The organism is Planobispora rosea (assembly GCF_014648175.1).
GTDB classification, from domain to species: domain Bacteria; phylum Actinomycetota; class Actinomycetes; order Streptosporangiales; family Streptosporangiaceae; genus Planobispora; species Planobispora rosea.
Genome location: NZ_BMQP01000009.1, coordinates 108,320 through 122,869, shown reverse-complemented (window position 1 = coordinate 122,869; position 14,550 = coordinate 108,320). Strand labels below are relative to the sequence as shown.

Sequence of the window (14,550 nt, the reverse complement as noted above, 5' to 3'; positions counted from 1 at the left end):
GCGCCTGGAGCCGGAGAGCCGTGTCCGGTACGGCGGGCGCGGGCGTCAGTCCGCGGACGATCTCCCGGCCGGGGAGAGCCGGGAGCCGGGGAAGGGCGCGAGGAGGGTCTCGCGCCAGGGGCCGTCGAGGAAGTCCCTGGCGCGCTTGCGCCAGGCCGGCAGCCGGTGGTCGGGCTCGACCTCGTCGTCCAGCCCCAGGGCCGCGTCCCCGGCGCGCTGCATGGCCAGGTGCGCGTCGAGGGACACGCCCCAGATCGTGACCACCTCGGTGTCGCAGAACAGGACCTCGTACAGGCCGATCGGCCGGTGGCCGTGGTCGGCGAGGATGGGAGCCCGCTCCTCCCGGACGGCGTCGAGGTAGTCCAGGGCCGCGCCGGGACGGACCCTGGCGCTCTCGTAGAGGTAGAACGGCGCGGCGTAGCCCTCGGCGGTGATGTCGGCCAGCGCGGGGCTGCCGCGCACCGCGCCGAGCGGACGGGAGAAGGCGGAGAAGCGCAGGTCGTCGATGTCGGACAGGAAGAGCCGGTCGTCGACGCCGTCGTAGATGTTCATCATCTGCCGCCAGCCGCCGTCCCAGCCGCCGTGGCAGTCCCAGAGGGTGACGGCCCTGAACTGGGGATGGCCGGTGATGCCGACCGCGTAGAAGGCCCCGACCAGGTCGATCTCCCGTGACCTGATCGACAGTCCCTCCGTCAGCTCGGGGGCGTCGAGGTCCTCGTCCTCCTTCTTGTAGCGGGTGAGCCAGGTCAGGTACTCCAGCGGCCTGCGCGAATTCATCGGCCGGAAGTCGACCTCCTCGACCAGGTAGATCCCACGCCGCACGACGGCCCTCCCGTCCCAAGCAGATGCTTGGTTGGCAATCTAGCCGAGGAGCCGCGTGCCGTACAGGCCGGGAAGCGGCACGCCGTACGGGCGGGGAGGCGTCAGGCGGCCGCCGCGGCGGGCTGCGGGCCGCGGCCGGTCAGCCACTCGACGACCATGCGGTGCCCGTGGCGGGCGTCCTCGAAGTGACCCCAGCGCCAGTAGCGCGGCTGGTCGCGCACCCCCGTCACCCAGGTGCGGTAGGACACCGCCGCGCCGTCGTCCCCCGCCGCCGAACCGACGCCGTAGGTACGGATCACGACCCGGCCGCCCGGTGCGAGCAGCACGTCGTCGGCCACGGGATACAGCGTCATCTGGGTCGTCTCCTCGGGCACGTTCGGTTCCCCCTCTTCCCTTCTCCGGTGGTTCCGAACTCTTCCCGACCGGCCGCCCCGCCCCGTTACGCCTCCGGCGCGCCCGGGTTAACCGTGCGCGCCGGAAGTAAAAACAGTGTTACGCCGTCAGGCTGTCGAACTCCCCGTCCTTCACCCCGAGCACCAGCGCCCGGATCTCGTCACGGGTGTAGATCAGGGCGGGCCCGTCCGGAAAGCGGGAGTTGCGGACCGCCACGCTGCCGTCCGGCAGCTCGGCGAGTTCGACGCAGTTGCCCTGCGAGTTGCTGTAGCGGCTCTTTCGCCACTCGGCCCCGGCCAGCTCGGTGGCGGGCATGCCGTTATAGGTCTGCTCCATTTAGATCTCTCTGAGATGGGAGCCGAGAATCTCGGTGGTGCCCCCGGGCGTCGTGCTCTCGACGCACAGCTGCTCCATGGCCGTGAGGTAGGGATCGACTTCCTCACGTTTGTCCAGGTAGAGGGCCCCCCAGAGCTGCTCGACATAAACGACGTCCGACAGATCGGACTCGGGAAATCTGAGGATGCTGAACGCGCCACCCTCGGCCGCATGCATGCCGAACTTGAAGGGCATCACCTGGATGGTGATGTTGGGCAGCGTGGCCGCCTCCAGCAGATGCCGGAGCTGCTCACGCATGGTGTCCCTGCCTCCGATCGGCCGTTTCAGAGCCGCTTCGTCGATGACGGCCCACAGGCGCGGACCGTCCGGCTTGGCCAGACGCTCCTGCCGCTGCATGCGCATATGAACCCGGCGCTCGATCTCCGCCTCGGGCACGTCCGGGTAGCCCAACCGGATCACGGTTCGCGCGTAGGCGGCCGTCTGCAGCAGGCCGGGAACGAACTGCACCTCATAGGTGCGGATCACGTTCGCCGCCTCCTCCAGCCCCACGTAGGTGGTGAACCAGGACGGCAGCAGGTCGCCGTACTTGTGCCACCATCCGGGGGTGTTCGCCTCGCGGACCATCTCCAGCAGGCCGCGCCGTTCCACGTCGTCGAGCACGCCGTACAAGGTGAGCAGGTCTTCCACGTCCCGGGTCTTGAACCCGACCCGGCCCAGTTCCATCCGGCTGATCTTGGACTCGGAGGCGCGGATATGGAATCCCGCCGCCTCCCGGGTGAGCCCTTTCTCCTCACGCAGACGGCGCAGACTCGCGCCGAGCATGATCCGCCGGACAGTGGAACCGGTACCCGGAGGGTCGATGGACACGTGGTTCTCCTTGCTCGCTTCCTGATCACAGTTTGTCATCTCGGAACCGGGAATTTCCCGGCTACGAACAAGATCCCCTTTCCTCCGGACTTACCGAAACAGGGGTACCGTAGCGTCTGCACAACACGTCTGCACGTGCATCCGCTCTTGCAGTTGCTCTTGCACCTGCACATGAGTATGCCTCATGATGATCGCGTGCAGTCCGCCCCCACCGCGCCCGCCCGCCCCGTCTGGACGACGCTCGACTGGTGGCCGCCTGTCGGCTGGTGGCCCGACCCGGCCCGTGATCTCCTCCCCGGGTCCTCCGCGGCCTCGCCATCCGGACTCGCGGCGGCCAGCGCCACCTTCGTCCTCCCCCCGGACACCGAGTCCGTCCACTCCGCGCGGAGCTTCGCCCTGGGGACCCTCACCGGCTGGAAGCTGGAGGACCTGCGCGAGAACATGGAACTGGTCGTCTCGGAGCTGGCCACCAACGCGATCAGGCACGGTCTGCGGCTGGCCGCGGCGCACAGCAGGGAGCCGGTCCGGCTCTCCCTGATCCGCAGGGGCGACCTGGTCGCGTGCGCGCTCAACGATCCGGGCGCCGGATCACCCTCGCTCCGCGACCCCGAGCCCCTGGAGGTCGGCGGGCTGGGGCTGCACATCGTCGAGTCGCTCAGCGTCCGCTGGGGCTGGGCACCGCTCGCTCCATACGGCAAAATCGTCTGGGCCGTCCTTCGGCCCTGACTCCGCCGGGCACTCCTCCGGCGCCCGCCCCCCGACACCCCCCGCCCACGACCTCCCGCCCCCTCACCGGCGGGGCCCCGCGCATCCCGCCCCTCTCCCGCCCGAGAACCTGAGCCCTCCCCAGAAGGCGCCGCCCCTTCCCCTCTTCTGGCGCCGGTCGGTCCCGGGCCGGCGTCGCCCCCGGCGTCGGCCCGGGACCGCACCAAATCCGGCAAATCACACCACAGCCCCCCATGGAACACGTTGCATTCCGCGCGGTGCACACCCCCGGGCATCCCCTCTGCATTACCGTTGAGGTCCATGGCTCACGGAAAGTCCCCCGCGCGAGATTCCTAAGAGAGCTGCGAGATGGACGATCACCTGCTCGGCTGGTTGAAAACCCTCGACGAGGAACGGCTCGCCCGCGTCCTGGCCAACCGGCTGGACGCCATCACCCCGCCGTGGCCACGCCGCCTCGACACGCTGGCGCAGCGGCTGGGAAACGGTTTCGCCGTGCTGGAGGTGCTGCGCACCCTGCCGCTGCCCGCCCTGGAGGTCGCCGAGGCCGCGCTGGCCCTGGGCGACCGGGTCGGCGTGGCGGACCTGGCGGGGTTCCTCGGCGTGCCCGAGGCCGAGGTGACGCCCTGGCTCGACCTGCTCTCCGACCACGCCCTGGCCTGGCCGGACGGCGAGGGCCGGATCCGGTTCGCCGGCGCTCTCAGCCGCTGGTGGACGGCTCCGTGCGGGCTCGGCGAGCCGCTCTCCCACTATCTGAACTCCTGGACGACCAGCGTCGACTCCCTGCGCGGGCTGGCGAGGTCGCTCGGCCTGCCGCAGGGGCACAAGCGGCGCATGATCGCCGCGATCTCCGAGTTCCTGTCCGACCCGGCCCGGGTGGCGGTCCTGGTCGAGCGGGCTCCGGCCGGCGCCGAACGGCTGCTGGAGGACTTCGCCTGGGACGGTCCCGTCCGCGACGTGGACGGCGGCCGGTTCGTCGTCCCCGGCACGCCGGAGAAGTGGGCCGCCGACCACGGCCTGATCTTCCGGCCCAGCTGGAACGTGGGCGAGATGCCGCGGGAGGTGACGCTCGCGCTGCGCGGTCCCGGCTACCGTCCCCCGTTCACCCCCGTCGCCCCCGACCTCGCCACGCTTCCGGCGGACCCCGAGGGCGTGGATCACCTGATGACCCTGGCCGCCCCGCACGTGGTCGAGCGCTGCGCCGCGATGCTGGAGAACACCGCCAAGACCCCCCTTCCCCTGCTCAAGGCGGGCGGGATCGGGGTCCGCGAGGTACGGCGGATGGCCAGGGAGACCGGCTGCGACGAGGACGAGACCCGGCTGCTGCTGGAGGTCTGCGCGGTGGCCCGGCTGCTGGCCTGGGACGAGTCCTCCGGCGGCCTGGTGCCCACCGACCGGTTCGACCGCTGGCGGCTGGACGACGCGCCCGCCAGGCTCCGCGTGCTGCTGGCGGCGTGGTGGCGGATGGAGCGCTCGTCGCTGCGCCGTACCGGCGGCAAGTACGGCACGGTGCTCGGCGACGACCCCGCCGGGGCCTCGATCGCCCAGGCCCGCCGGGCGGTGCTCGGCGTGCTGGCCCGGCTCCCGGCCAGTACGGCCTGCGCCGACCGGGCCGGGCTGGTCCGCCTCACCCACTGGCACGCCCCGCTGCTGGACCAGGCGCTGCTGGCCGAGTGCGTGCCCGCGGTCCTGGAGGAGGCCCGCCTGCTCGGCCTGGTCGCCCATGACGCGATCACCGATCTGGGCCGCGTGCTGGCCGCCCTGCACGCCGACGCCGGAGAGGAGAGCGACGACTCCGCGCCGGTCGTGGAGCACGACCCGGCTCTGGTGGAGTGCTCGACCCGGGCGATGGCCAGCGTGCGGCGCAGCGCCCTGTTCGGGGCCGACCTGACCGCCGTGGTGACCGGGCCGCCCTCGGCGGAGCTCGCCGAGCTGCTGGACCGGGCCGCCGATCGGGAGTCGCGCGGCGCGGCCTCGGTGTGGCGCTTCAGCCCGGCGAGCGTGCGCGCCGCCCTGGACTCCGGCTACACCGCCGAGGGTCTGCTCGCCGACCTCGCCGAGGTGGGCGCCCTGCCCCAGCCGCTGGAGTACCTCGTGCGCGACGTGGCCAGGCGGCACGGCGAGGTCACGGTGACCACGGTCGCCTGCATCGTGCAGGCCTCCGACCCGGCGCTGCTGGCCGAGATCGCCGGTCACCGCAAGCTCGGCAGGCTGGGCCTGCGGCTGCTCGCGCCGACCGTGCTGGCCAGCTCGATGCCCGCCGACAAGACCCTGGCCGCGCTGCGGGAGAGCGGGTACGCCCCGGTCCCGATCGAGGACACCGGCGAGATCACCGTCCGCCGGACCCGCATCGAGGAGCCTGCGGGCGGGCGGCTGATCCTGCTCCCGGGCGGCCAGGTCGCCGAGCTGGAGCCGCCGGCCCACGTGCTGGTGGAGCCCCCGCCGGACCCGCACGAGCACGCGCGGCGGCTGCTGTCCTCCGAGGGCGGGAGCGCCCAGCCCGTCGCGCGCACCTGGGCGGTCATCGGCCGGATGGCCTCCCGGCTGCCCACCGCCCAGCAGTCCCTGCTGGGCTTCGTGGTCGACCGCGGCGTCCGGGCGGCGATCACGCTGGCCGACGGCGTGACCGCCACCGTCAGCCACGGCGAGCTGCGCAGCGGTGTGCTCGACGCGTGGTGCGAGGAGGCCGGCGACTACCTGGAGTTCCCCCTGGCCGACATCGTCGAGGTCCGCGGCGCGTTCGCCTGACCCGTCCACGGCCGCGGCCGGCGCTCCTACAGCTTCTTCGCCTTGGCGAGGTTGGCGGACAGCTCCTCCAGCATCTCGGCGTAGCCCTGGTAGCTGTAGCGCTGCTCGGCCCGCCAGGGGTAGACCTGCCCGGCCTTGACCGCGGGGAGCTGGGCGAAGGTCGGCTTCTTCATCATCTCCGGGACCTGCATCGACTGCGCGCGGGCGTCGACGAAGATCACGTCGGCCTTGTACTTGTCGGCGTTCTCCCAGCTCAGGGTCTCCCAGTACCCGGCCTCGTCGACCTTGTCCGGGACGACGACGTCCAGGCCCAGCTCCTTGACGTAGCCCACGTCGATGTGGTCCTTGAAGTTGGCGATCCACAACGACTCGGGGCCGCCGGCCATGAACACGACCTTCAGCTGCTTGGCCTCCGGGGTGACCAGCGCCTTGGAGGCCGCCTCGAACTTCGCCTTCGCCTCGGTCACCGCGGGGGCGTTCAGGTCGGCGCCGAGGGACGCGGCCACCTCGCCGTACCGGGCGATCAGGTCGGGGATCGACCTGCCGTACAGCTTGACGCCGAGGGTGGGCGCGGCCTGCTCGATGGTGGCGGTGGACTTCTCCGGGACGTACCAGAGGGTGTCGCCGTTGTACATGCCGCTGACCAGCAGCTCGGGCTGGAGCGAGATGTACTTCTCGACGTTGAACTCGTCCCAGACGTTGCCCAGCGTCTCGACGCCGGCGAGGTCGACGGCGCCGATCTGGGGGTCCTTGGAACCGTCCTTCAGCTTGTGCGGGCCGAACACCGCGATCGGCCGGACGCCGAAGTCCCACAGCACGGCGGCGGCGCCGACCTGTGCCACGATCCGCTCGGGGCGTTTGGGCAGGTCGAGCTTCTTGCCCCGGTCGTCGGTGAAGCTCCAGGGACCCGCGGCCGGTGCGGAGGGGGACGCGGCGCTTCCGGCGGCGGGCTTGTGCTCATCCCCTCCGCACGCGGCGAGGGTGAGCAGGGTGGCACCGAGACCGGCGGCCAGGAACCCCCGACGGGACAGGACGGATAGCGACATTTCCCTCTCCAAAGGATAGGCTTACCTAATTACTCAGGCATCAGATTAGCCTTACCTAACCACATGGACGAGAGGGGGTCGGGTGAGCCCGGCCGGTGTGATCGAGGCAGCGCCCGGGCGACGGCCCGGACACGTGCCACCGCGGCGGACGGGGCGTGCGGCCGCGCTGTCCGCAGGACTGCTGGCCGGCCTGGGCGTGCTGGTGCTGCTGACGCTGGTCGGCATCGCGGTGGGCTCCCGCTCGGTCCCGCTCTCCACCGTGGTGGACGCGCTGACCGCGCCCGACGGCTCCACCGACCACACCGTGATCCGGGAGCTGCGCGTGCCGCGCACCCTGCTCGGCCTCGGGGTGGGCGCGGCGCTCGGCCTGGCCGGGGCGCTCATGCAGAGCCTGACCCGCAACCCGCTCGCCGACCCGGGCCTGCTCGGCATCAACTACGGCGCCGCGCTCGGCGTGACCGTCGCCCTCGGCCTGCTGGGCCTGTCCGACCCGGCGGTCTACGTGTGGTTCGCCTTCGCCGGGGCGGCGCTGTCGGCCGTCCTGGCCTACGCGCTGGGCTCGGCGGGACGGTCCGGCGCGAGCCCCGTGCGGCTGGCGCTGGCCGGCGTCGCCCTGGGCATGGTCTTCCACGCCGCCGCCTCCGCGATCCTGCGCATGGACGTCGCCACCTTCGACCGCATGCGGTTCTGGCTGACCGGCTCGCTGGCCGGGCCGACCCCGGACATCGCCGTACGGCTCGCGCCGTTCCTGATCGCGGGGCTGGTGCTCGGGCTCCTGCTGGCCGGGCCGCTCAACGCGCTCGCCCTCGGCGATGACGCCGGGCGCTCCCTGGGCGTGGGCGTGGGACGGACCCGGGTGCTGACCGCGGTCGCCGTCACCCTGCTGTGCGGGGCCGCCACCGCCGCCGCCGGACCGCTCTGGTTCGTCGGCCTGGCCGTGCCGCACGCGGTGCGCACCTTCACCGGCCCGGACCAGCGCTGGCTGCTGCCGTACACCGTCGTGCTCTCCCCCGTGGTGCTGCTCGGCTCCGACATCCTGGGCCGGGTGATCGCGGCCCCGGGCGAGGTGCAGGTCGGCATCATGTGTGCCGTCGTCGGCGCCCCGGTGTTCATCCTGCTGGCCCGCCGCAGAAGGCTCGCCGCGCTGTGACGGCCCGGCTGTCCCCCACCCGTCGCACCACAAGGAGCCTGGCCCCATGACCGTCCTCCGCCTGGGCCCGTGGTCCGTGCGGCTGTCTCCGCGCGGGATCGCCGTCGCGGCCGCGATGATCGTCGTGGGCGTCGCGGTCAGCCTGGTCGCCCTGTCCACCGGGGAGTTCACCGTCCCCATCCCCGACATCGTGACCTCGGTGTTCGGCCAGGGCACCCCGGCGGCCGAACTCATCGTCGGCAGGCTGCGCGCGCCGCGGGTCGTGACGGGCCTGGTGGTCGGGGCCGCGTTCGGGCTGAGCGGGGCGATCCTGCAGAGCCTGACCCGCAACCCGCTCGGCAGCCCCGACTTCCTCGGCTTCACCGCCGGCGCCTCGACCGGCGGCATCCTCGCGGTCGTCTCGGGAGGCTCCGCCTGGCAGATCGCGGGCGGCTCGCTGCTGGGCTGCGTGGCGAGCGCACTGCTGGTCTACGGTCTGGCGTTCCGGGGCGGCGTGCAGAGCTACCGGCTGGTCCTCGTCGGGATCGGCGTCGGCGCGGTGCTGGTCTCCGTCGACTGGTACCTGCTGACCCGGGCCAACATCAACGACGCCGCCTCCGCGGGGACCTGGATCACCGGCAGCCTGAGCGGACGCGGGTGGGACCACGCGATCCCGGTGGCCTGCGCGCTGCTGCTGCTCCTGCCGGTCTGCGCGCTGATCTCCCGGCCGCTGCGGATGATGGAGATGGGCGACGACGCGGCCAGGGCCGCCGGCATCGGGGTCGAGAAGGTACGCGCGGCGGCCGTCGTCACGGGTGTGCTGCTGTGCGGCGTCGCCACCGCGGCCGCCGGACCGGTGATCTTCGTCGCCATGGCGGCCCCCCAGCTCGCCCGGAGGCTCTCCCGCTCCCCCGGCGTCACCATGATCGCCTCCGCCCTGATGGGCGCGGTCCTGCTGGTGACGGCCGACCTGGCGGCGCAGCGCCTGTTCGCGCCGGTCCAGCTCCCCGTGGGAATCATGACCGCCGCCATCGGCGGCACGTACCTGGTGTTCATGCTCCGGAAGGAACGACGTTGAGACTGTACGGCAGCGGCCTGACGCTCTCCTACGACCAGCGCGTGGTCGCGACCGGGCTGGACGTGACGATCCCGGACGGCTCCTTCACCGTGATCATCGGGCCGAACGCGTGCGGCAAGTCCACGACGCTGCGCGCGCTGGCCCGCATGCTCAAGCCCCGCGCCGGAGCGGTCCACCTCGACGGCTCCGTGATCACCTCGCTGCCGTCCAAGGAGGTCGCGCGCCGCCTCGGCCTGCTCCCGCAGAGCTCGATCGTGCCCGACGGCATCACCGTCGCCGACCTGGTCAGCCGGGGCCGCTACCCGCACCAGCGGCTGATGCGTCAGTGGTCGAAGCAGGACGAGGTCGCGGTGGCCACCGCCATGGAGTCGACCGGAGTCACCGACCTGGCCGACCGCTGCGTGGACGAGCTCTCCGGCGGCCAGCGGCAGCGCGTCTGGCTGGCCATGGCGCTGGCCCAGGAGACCCCGATCCTGCTGCTGGACGAGCCGACGACCTTCCTCGACATCGCCCACCAGATCGAGGTCCTCGACCTCTGCGCCGACCTGCACGAGCAGGGGCGGACGCTGGTGGCGGTGCTGCACGACCTCAACCAGGCCTGCCGTTACGCCACCCACCTGATCGTGATGCGCGACGGCCGGATCGTGGCCGAGGGCGACCCGACGGAGATCGTCACAGCCGAGCTGGTGCAGGAGGTCTTCGACCTGCGCTGCGAGATCGTCGAGGACCCGCAGAGCGGCACCCCGATGATCGTCCCCGAGGCCCGCCGCCGCACCCGCGCCCCGGCCTGACAGCGGCGGGGCCCCGGCTCCGCCGTCACGGGGTGAGGGTGAGGGTGTTCTCGGCGGCCTGCCGTACGGCCTGCTCGGTGGAGAGCATCGGGGTGAGGCGGCCGTCCGCCCAGAGCTCGGCCTGGTCGTCGTAGTTGCCGTGGAAGGCGTGGCCGGACGCGCCGGTCAGGTTGATCCACTCCGAGCGGTCCGGGTCGGCCAGGTCCACGACCATGCGCATCGACGGCACCCAGTTGACCTCGTAGCCCTTCGTGGCGTCCCAGCCGGTGGCGTTGACGGTGTCCTTGCCGCCGCCGGTGCGCAGCGGGCCCCGGTTGAACAGCCACTCGATCGGGGCGATGCCGCTGGTGCCGAAGGTCTCGTGGGTGAGGTCCAGGGTGTGCAGGTCGCCCCAGGCCCACTCCGCCGGGTCGTCGCCCAGCCGCTCGCGCAGTTCCGCGTCGGCGTCGGCCATCGCCGCCCTGAGCATGTCGTCGCGGCGCTCGGTCGTGCCCGCGGTGCGGACGTCGTCCCAGAACGGGTCCTCCGGCTCGTCCAGCAGCAGACGGACCACCTCGTACCAGCGGTCGTTGCCGCCGGGCGCGACGGCGCCCGACAGCTCGTCCTCGAAGACCCGCTCCAGCAGGTTCAGCCAGACGGCGTTGAAGTAGGCGGCCCCGGCCGACTCGCGGCCCTGGCCGAAGTCCCATCCCTTGAGCGTGCCGTTCGGGGCGCCGACCCGGAGCAGGTGCGGGACGAGGAGCGGGGCCAGGCCGTGGTGGTCGTCCATCTGGATCTCGCCCATGGCCTCGACGGTCATCCTGCCCTTGGCGATCGTCTCCTTCACCCGTTCCACGATCCGCTGGGAGCGGTAGCCGTGGGACCAGTCCGAGGTCAGGAACAGCTCCTCGGTGGGCCGCATGACCGCGTTGTTGGCGGTGACGATGTAGCCCTCGGGCGGGTTGTAGACGTGCGGCAGCTTCTCGAACGGGACGAAGCCGGTCCACTCGTGCTCGCCGTCCCAGCCGGGCACGGGCATGGTGCCGTCACCCTCGGACCTGACCGGGATCCTGCCGGGGGCCTGGTAGCCGATGTTGCCCTCGACGTCGGCGTAGATCAGGTTCTGCGACGGGGCCTCGAAGGAGGCCGCGCCCTCACGGAACTGCTCGAAGTTCTCGGCGCGGTTCATCAGCAGGATGGCGTCGGCGGTGCGGCCGGGGTCGAGCGCGGTCCAGCGCAGGGCCACCTCCAGCCCCTCGGTCTTCTCCCCCAGGCGCGCGGCGGCCCCGGGCACGGCCTCGCGTGCGTCGCCGAGCACGCCGGAGATGATCGGTCCGTGCCCGGTGCTGCGGATCCTCAGCTCGACCGGCTCACCCCCGGCCACCTTGATCTGCTCGGTGCGCACCCGCATCGGCTGCCACTCGCCCGCGACCTCGACGGTGTCGCCCTTGACGCGCTCCAGGTACAGGTCGCTGACGTCGGGGCCGAGGTTGGTGAAACCCCAGGCGATCTTGTCGTTGCGGCCGATCACCACGCCGGGCAGGCCCGCGAAGGTGTAACCGGTCACGTCGTAGGGGCAGGCCGCGCTCTTGGTACGGCAGTGCAGCCCGGCCTGGTACCAGATCGAGGGCATCTTCGGCCCCAGGTGCGGGTCGTTGGCCAGCAGCGGCTTGCCGCCGGCGGTGTGCGCGCCGCCCACCACCCAGGAGTTGGAGCCGATCCCGGCGAAGTCGCCCCCCGCGGTCCCGAGGAGGGCGGGCGCGGCGTCCACCAGCGCGGAGGCCTCACTCAGGGCTGGGACCTCGCTCAGCGCGTCCGCCGCACCGGCCGGGCGGCCTCCCCTGGGCTCCCCGACGGGCTCGCCCCCGGTCCCGGTCACGATCGGCTGGTGCCGGTCGAAGGGGTAGCCCGGGTAGAGCTGCCCGGCCCGCTCGGCGGGGAGTCTGGCGGCCACCAGCGCCCGGTCGATCTCGGCCTCCATGTTGGAGCGCAGGTCCCAGGCCATGGCCTTGAGCCAGGCCAGGGAGTCGGCCGGGGTCCAGGGCTCGGGCTCGTAGCCGGGGGCGGTCAGCTTGAGCACGCCGTATTCGAGGCTCTTCTCGGCGAACCCGTCGTGCTGGGTCATCCAGGCGTTGACCCCGGCCGCGTAGTCCTCCAGGGCCTGCCGGGTCTCCGGCCGCAGCAGCGGGATCTCGGCCTCGGCGGTGCGCCGCCAGCCGAGGGTGCGCACGACCTTGTCGACGTCGAGAGTGGAGGCGCCGAAGAGCTCCGACAGACGGCCCGCGGTGGTCTTGCGGCGGAAGTCCATCTCCCAGAAGCGGTCCTGAGCGTGCACGTATCCCTGGGCCTTGAGCAGGTCGGCCGGGGTGTCGGCGTAGATGTGCGGGATGCCCTGCGCGTCGCGGTGGACGGTGACGGCGGCGGCCAGCCCGGGGAGCCTCACCTCACCGGACAACTGCGGGAACGACCGGCGGACCGTCCAGGTCACGGTCCCGGCCAGGGCCACGGCCAGGACGAGGAGGACGGTGAGGATCCGGGCGAGCCACCGGATCGGTCGCGAAAAACCGGCAAATGGAGCAATCCGCACAGGATGGGCCTTTCATCTCACAAGAACAGTTATCCAGTGTGGAACCTTCTTGTGTGACTTCGGTTACCCGGAGGTAGCTTTTCGGCCTCGACCTCGACCTCGGCCTCAGCCTCGACCGTGGCCCAGCACGAGCGCGCGCACCGCCTCCCGCGCCCGGGCCTCGCCGTACCCGGCGGCCAGGGCCGTCATGTGGTCGGCGGCCAGCGGGGCGAGCAACGCGTGCGCAAGCGGGTCGGCGTCGCACCCCGGACGGGCCTCGGCCAGCAGGATCGCCACGTGGAGGCGCCAGAACCGGTAGGCGCCGATCCGGTAGCGGGCGCCGGGGCTGGAGGTCTCCGACATCCTGAGCAGGTCGAGATGGCCGAACAGGTAGTCGAGATAGGCGTCCACGAACGCCGTCAGCCGCTCACCGGCGGGCGCTCCGGGACCGAGCGGAGGCGGCCCGGACAGGATCGCCCCCTGCAGTTCGCGCTCCCGTTCATCGAGGAGGGCCGCAGCCAGTCCCGACTTGTCGCCGAAACGGCGGAACAGCGTGCCCTTGCCCACTCCCGCCGCGGCGGCGACGGCGTCCATCGAGACGTCGTCCACACCCCTCTCCCGGAAGAGCCTGGCCGCCGCGGCCAGCACCTTGGCCCGGTTGCGCGCGGCGTCGGCCCGTTCCACGGGCGGCTCGCCCACCAGCGTCCGCAACGACTCACCCGACGGAACGGAGCGCGGTCCGCCGATCTCCAGATCACTCACATAAACGGACTATAGTCCACTTCATCTCCGGAGACCAGGGTGACCACGCCGATCAGCCGCGACGAACTCAGGACCGCCATCGAGACCGGCGCCGGCCGGCGTGATGTCAGCTCACCGCCTTCGCGACGAGGGCGATGATCGTCTTTTCGGTCTCGTCGCTCAGCGTGGTCACGGCGAAGGAAGTGGGCCACAGGCCGCCGTCGTCGGCCAGGTTCGCCTCGGAGGTGAAGCCGAAGGTCGAGTACGGCTCCTTGTCCGCCTGCCCGCTGCGGAAGAAGCACACCACCTTTCCGGCCCTGGCGTAGGCGGGCTGGCCGTACCACAGCTTCGGTCTCAGCTGCGGAGCGGCGGCGGTGACGATGGCGTGGATCCGCTCGGCCAGTGCACGGTCCGCCGGCGCCATCTCGGCGATTTTCGCCAGCACGTCCCGCTCGTCGGCTGCCGCCCTGCCGGCGCCCCGGCCGCGGCGGGCGTCGGTCTTCAGCTCCGCGGCGCGCTCCTTGACGGCGGCACGCTCCAGCTCCGACAGACCCTGCCCGGAGGACGTGGGCTGCTCGTCGTTCTCACTGCCCTTCGATGCGGTGCTCACTGACGTCGCGCTCCCTGCGCCGGATTCTCGTGATCTTTTACTGACGGCGGGCGGGCGGGATCGCGGAAGGCGCGGTCGTGCGGCGGGAGGCCTGCATGGATGGTGACGTTCATGCAGGCGACGCTAGGCGCAGCCGACGGATGCGCGCTTCTTGATTCCTGATCGATCCGTCGGCGGCGAGCTCGTCGTCCCGCGCGGGGCCGCGGCCGGCCGGTGGCGCTCAGTCCTGCGTGGAGATGCAGAACGGGTGGCCCGCGGGATCCAGCAGGACCCTCCGATGGTCGGGGTGGGGCTGGACCGGGGGCTCGGTGGCGCCCAGGGCCAGCATCCGCGCCTGGGCGGCCTCCAGGTCGTCGACGCCCAGTTCCATGTGGGCCTGCTTGCCCTGGGAGGGGTCCGGCCAGGTCGGGGGCCGGTAGTCGGCCACCCGGATGAAGCCCAGCCCGGGTGATCCCTCCCGGCCGAGCAGGACGAAGTCGTCGCTGGAGTAGACGGTGGGCAGGCCGAGCGCGTCGCCGTAGAAGCGGGCCAGTTCGACGGGGTCCGGGCAGTCGAAGTCGATGGACAGCAAGCGGATCGCGGGTGCGGACGGGGGTTGAGTGCTCATGGGAGGACGCTATGACGGGACCAGGACAGGTACGGTCCTGGTCGTCGGCACACTTCGGGATGTGATCGGCGCTTCCGCCCGCTGCCGCGGTCGGTCTCCTCGTCGTCCGTCCCG

Annotated in this window: 14 protein-coding genes; 5 read left to right on the top strand and 9 right to left on the bottom strand. The window is 72.1% G+C overall.

Features of this window, described 5'->3' with window-relative positions; all coding sequences use genetic code 11:
• Positions 1 to 45: 45 nt before the first annotated feature.
• The 4 genes from IEZ08_RS11550 to IEZ08_RS11535 all read right to left on the bottom strand — a co-directional run bounded on the left by IEZ08_RS11550 (position 46) and on the right by IEZ08_RS11535 (position 2,418).
• Positions 46 to 822, bottom strand: coding sequence for a hypothetical protein (locus tag IEZ08_RS11550; RefSeq protein ID WP_068922433.1), 777 nt, complete (start codon positions 820 to 822; stop codon positions 46 to 48).
• 101 nt (positions 823 to 923) lie between these two features.
• Positions 924 to 1,175, bottom strand: a complete 252-nt coding sequence (locus IEZ08_RS11545; RefSeq protein ID WP_068928573.1) for a hypothetical protein — start codon at positions 1,173 to 1,175, stop codon at positions 924 to 926.
• Positions 1,176 to 1,314: 139 nt separating this feature from the next.
• A complete protein-coding gene (locus IEZ08_RS11540; protein WP_068922432.1) occupies positions 1,315 to 1,551 on the bottom strand; it encodes a DUF397 domain-containing protein in 237 nt (78 codons plus the stop codon).
• Positions 1,552 to 2,418 carry a Sco1979 family transcriptional regulator gene (locus tag IEZ08_RS11535; RefSeq protein WP_068922431.1) on the bottom strand — a complete coding sequence of 289 codons (867 nt, stop codon included), beginning with the start codon at positions 2,416 to 2,418 and terminating at the stop codon, positions 1,552 to 1,554.
• A 195-nt stretch (positions 2,419 to 2,613) separates the two neighbouring features.
• On the opposite strand from IEZ08_RS11535, the gene IEZ08_RS11530 reads away from it, so the two are divergent.
• Together IEZ08_RS11530 and IEZ08_RS11525 are read left to right on the top strand one after the other, a co-directional pair.
• Positions 2,614 to 3,144 carry an ATP-binding protein gene (locus IEZ08_RS11530; protein WP_068922430.1) on the top strand — a complete coding sequence of 177 codons (531 nt, stop codon included), beginning with the start codon at positions 2,614 to 2,616 and terminating at the stop codon, positions 3,142 to 3,144.
• 348 nt (positions 3,145 to 3,492) lie between these two features.
• Positions 3,493 to 5,889 (top strand): helicase-associated domain-containing protein, encoded by a 2,397-nt coding sequence (locus IEZ08_RS11525; RefSeq protein ID WP_189242119.1) that lies wholly within the window; start codon positions 3,493 to 3,495, stop codon positions 5,887 to 5,889.
• 26 nt (positions 5,890 to 5,915) lie between these two features.
• Here IEZ08_RS11525 and IEZ08_RS11520 read toward each other — a convergent pair whose 3' ends face one another.
• The gene (locus IEZ08_RS11520; RefSeq protein WP_068922428.1) at positions 5,916 to 6,935 is read right to left on the bottom strand and encodes an ABC transporter substrate-binding protein; all 1,020 of its coding nucleotides are present in this window, start codon (positions 6,933 to 6,935) and stop codon (positions 5,916 to 5,918) included.
• Positions 6,936 to 7,017: 82 nt separating this feature from the next.
• On the opposite strand from IEZ08_RS11520, the gene IEZ08_RS11515 reads away from it, so the two are divergent.
• The 3 genes from IEZ08_RS11515 to IEZ08_RS11505 are packed head-to-tail and all read left to right on the top strand — an operon-like array spanning position 7,018 to position 9,933.
• Positions 7,018 to 8,085, top strand: coding sequence for a FecCD family ABC transporter permease (locus IEZ08_RS11515; RefSeq protein WP_068922427.1), 1,068 nt, complete (start codon positions 7,018 to 7,020; stop codon positions 8,083 to 8,085).
• 46 nt (positions 8,086 to 8,131) lie between these two features.
• The gene (locus tag IEZ08_RS11510; protein WP_068922426.1) at positions 8,132 to 9,142 is read left to right on the top strand and encodes a FecCD family ABC transporter permease; all 1,011 of its coding nucleotides are present in this window, start codon (positions 8,132 to 8,134) and stop codon (positions 9,140 to 9,142) included.
• A complete protein-coding gene (locus tag IEZ08_RS11505) occupies positions 9,139 to 9,933 on the top strand; it encodes an ABC transporter ATP-binding protein (protein ID WP_068922425.1) in 795 nt (264 codons plus the stop codon). The genes IEZ08_RS11510 and IEZ08_RS11505 overlap by 4 nt, the downstream gene beginning before the upstream one ends.
• A 25-nt stretch (positions 9,934 to 9,958) precedes the next feature.
• Here the strand turns inward: IEZ08_RS11505 and IEZ08_RS11500 are convergent, their stop codons facing one another.
• The 4 genes from IEZ08_RS11500 to IEZ08_RS11485 all read right to left on the bottom strand — a co-directional run bounded on the left by IEZ08_RS11500 (position 9,959) and on the right by IEZ08_RS11485 (position 14,436).
• Complete coding sequence (locus IEZ08_RS11500) at positions 9,959 to 12,499, bottom strand: penicillin acylase family protein (RefSeq protein WP_189242118.1); 2,541 nt, start codon at positions 12,497 to 12,499, stop codon at positions 9,959 to 9,961.
• 105 nt (positions 12,500 to 12,604) lie between these two features.
• Positions 12,605 to 13,240, bottom strand: coding sequence for a TetR/AcrR family transcriptional regulator (locus IEZ08_RS11495; RefSeq protein WP_084779837.1), 636 nt, complete (start codon positions 13,238 to 13,240; stop codon positions 12,605 to 12,607).
• Positions 13,241 to 13,346: 106 nt separating this feature from the next.
• On the bottom strand, positions 13,347 to 13,829 hold the full coding sequence (locus IEZ08_RS11490; protein WP_068922424.1) for a DUF1801 domain-containing protein: 483 nt from the start codon (positions 13,827 to 13,829) through the stop codon (positions 13,347 to 13,349).
• A gap of 220 nt (positions 13,830 to 14,049) precedes the next feature.
• Positions 14,050 to 14,436 carry a VOC family protein gene (locus IEZ08_RS11485; protein WP_068922423.1) on the bottom strand — a complete coding sequence of 129 codons (387 nt, stop codon included), beginning with the start codon at positions 14,434 to 14,436 and terminating at the stop codon, positions 14,050 to 14,052.
• Between the last annotated feature and the right edge of the window lie 114 nt (positions 14,437 to 14,550).

Coding starts and splice junctions, on each gene's coding strand:
- IEZ08_RS11545 (WP_068928573.1), bottom strand. CDS start 1,175: ATGACGCTGTATCCCGTGGCCGACGACGTGCTGCTCGCACCGGGCGGC.
- IEZ08_RS11540 (WP_068922432.1), bottom strand. CDS start 1,551: ATGGAGCAGACCTATAACGGCATGCCCGCCACCGAGCTGGCCGGGGCC.
- IEZ08_RS11525 (WP_189242119.1), top strand. CDS start 3,493: ATGGACGATCACCTGCTCGGCTGGTTGAAAACCCTCGACGAGGAACGG.
- IEZ08_RS11520 (WP_068922428.1), bottom strand. CDS start 6,935: ATGTCGCTATCCGTCCTGTCCCGTCGGGGGTTCCTGGCCGCCGGTCTC.
- IEZ08_RS11510 (WP_068922426.1), top strand. CDS start 8,132: ATGACCGTCCTCCGCCTGGGCCCGTGGTCCGTGCGGCTGTCTCCGCGC.
- IEZ08_RS11485 (WP_068922423.1), bottom strand. CDS start 14,436: ATGAGCACTCAACCCCCGTCCGCACCCGCGATCCGCTTGCTGTCCATC.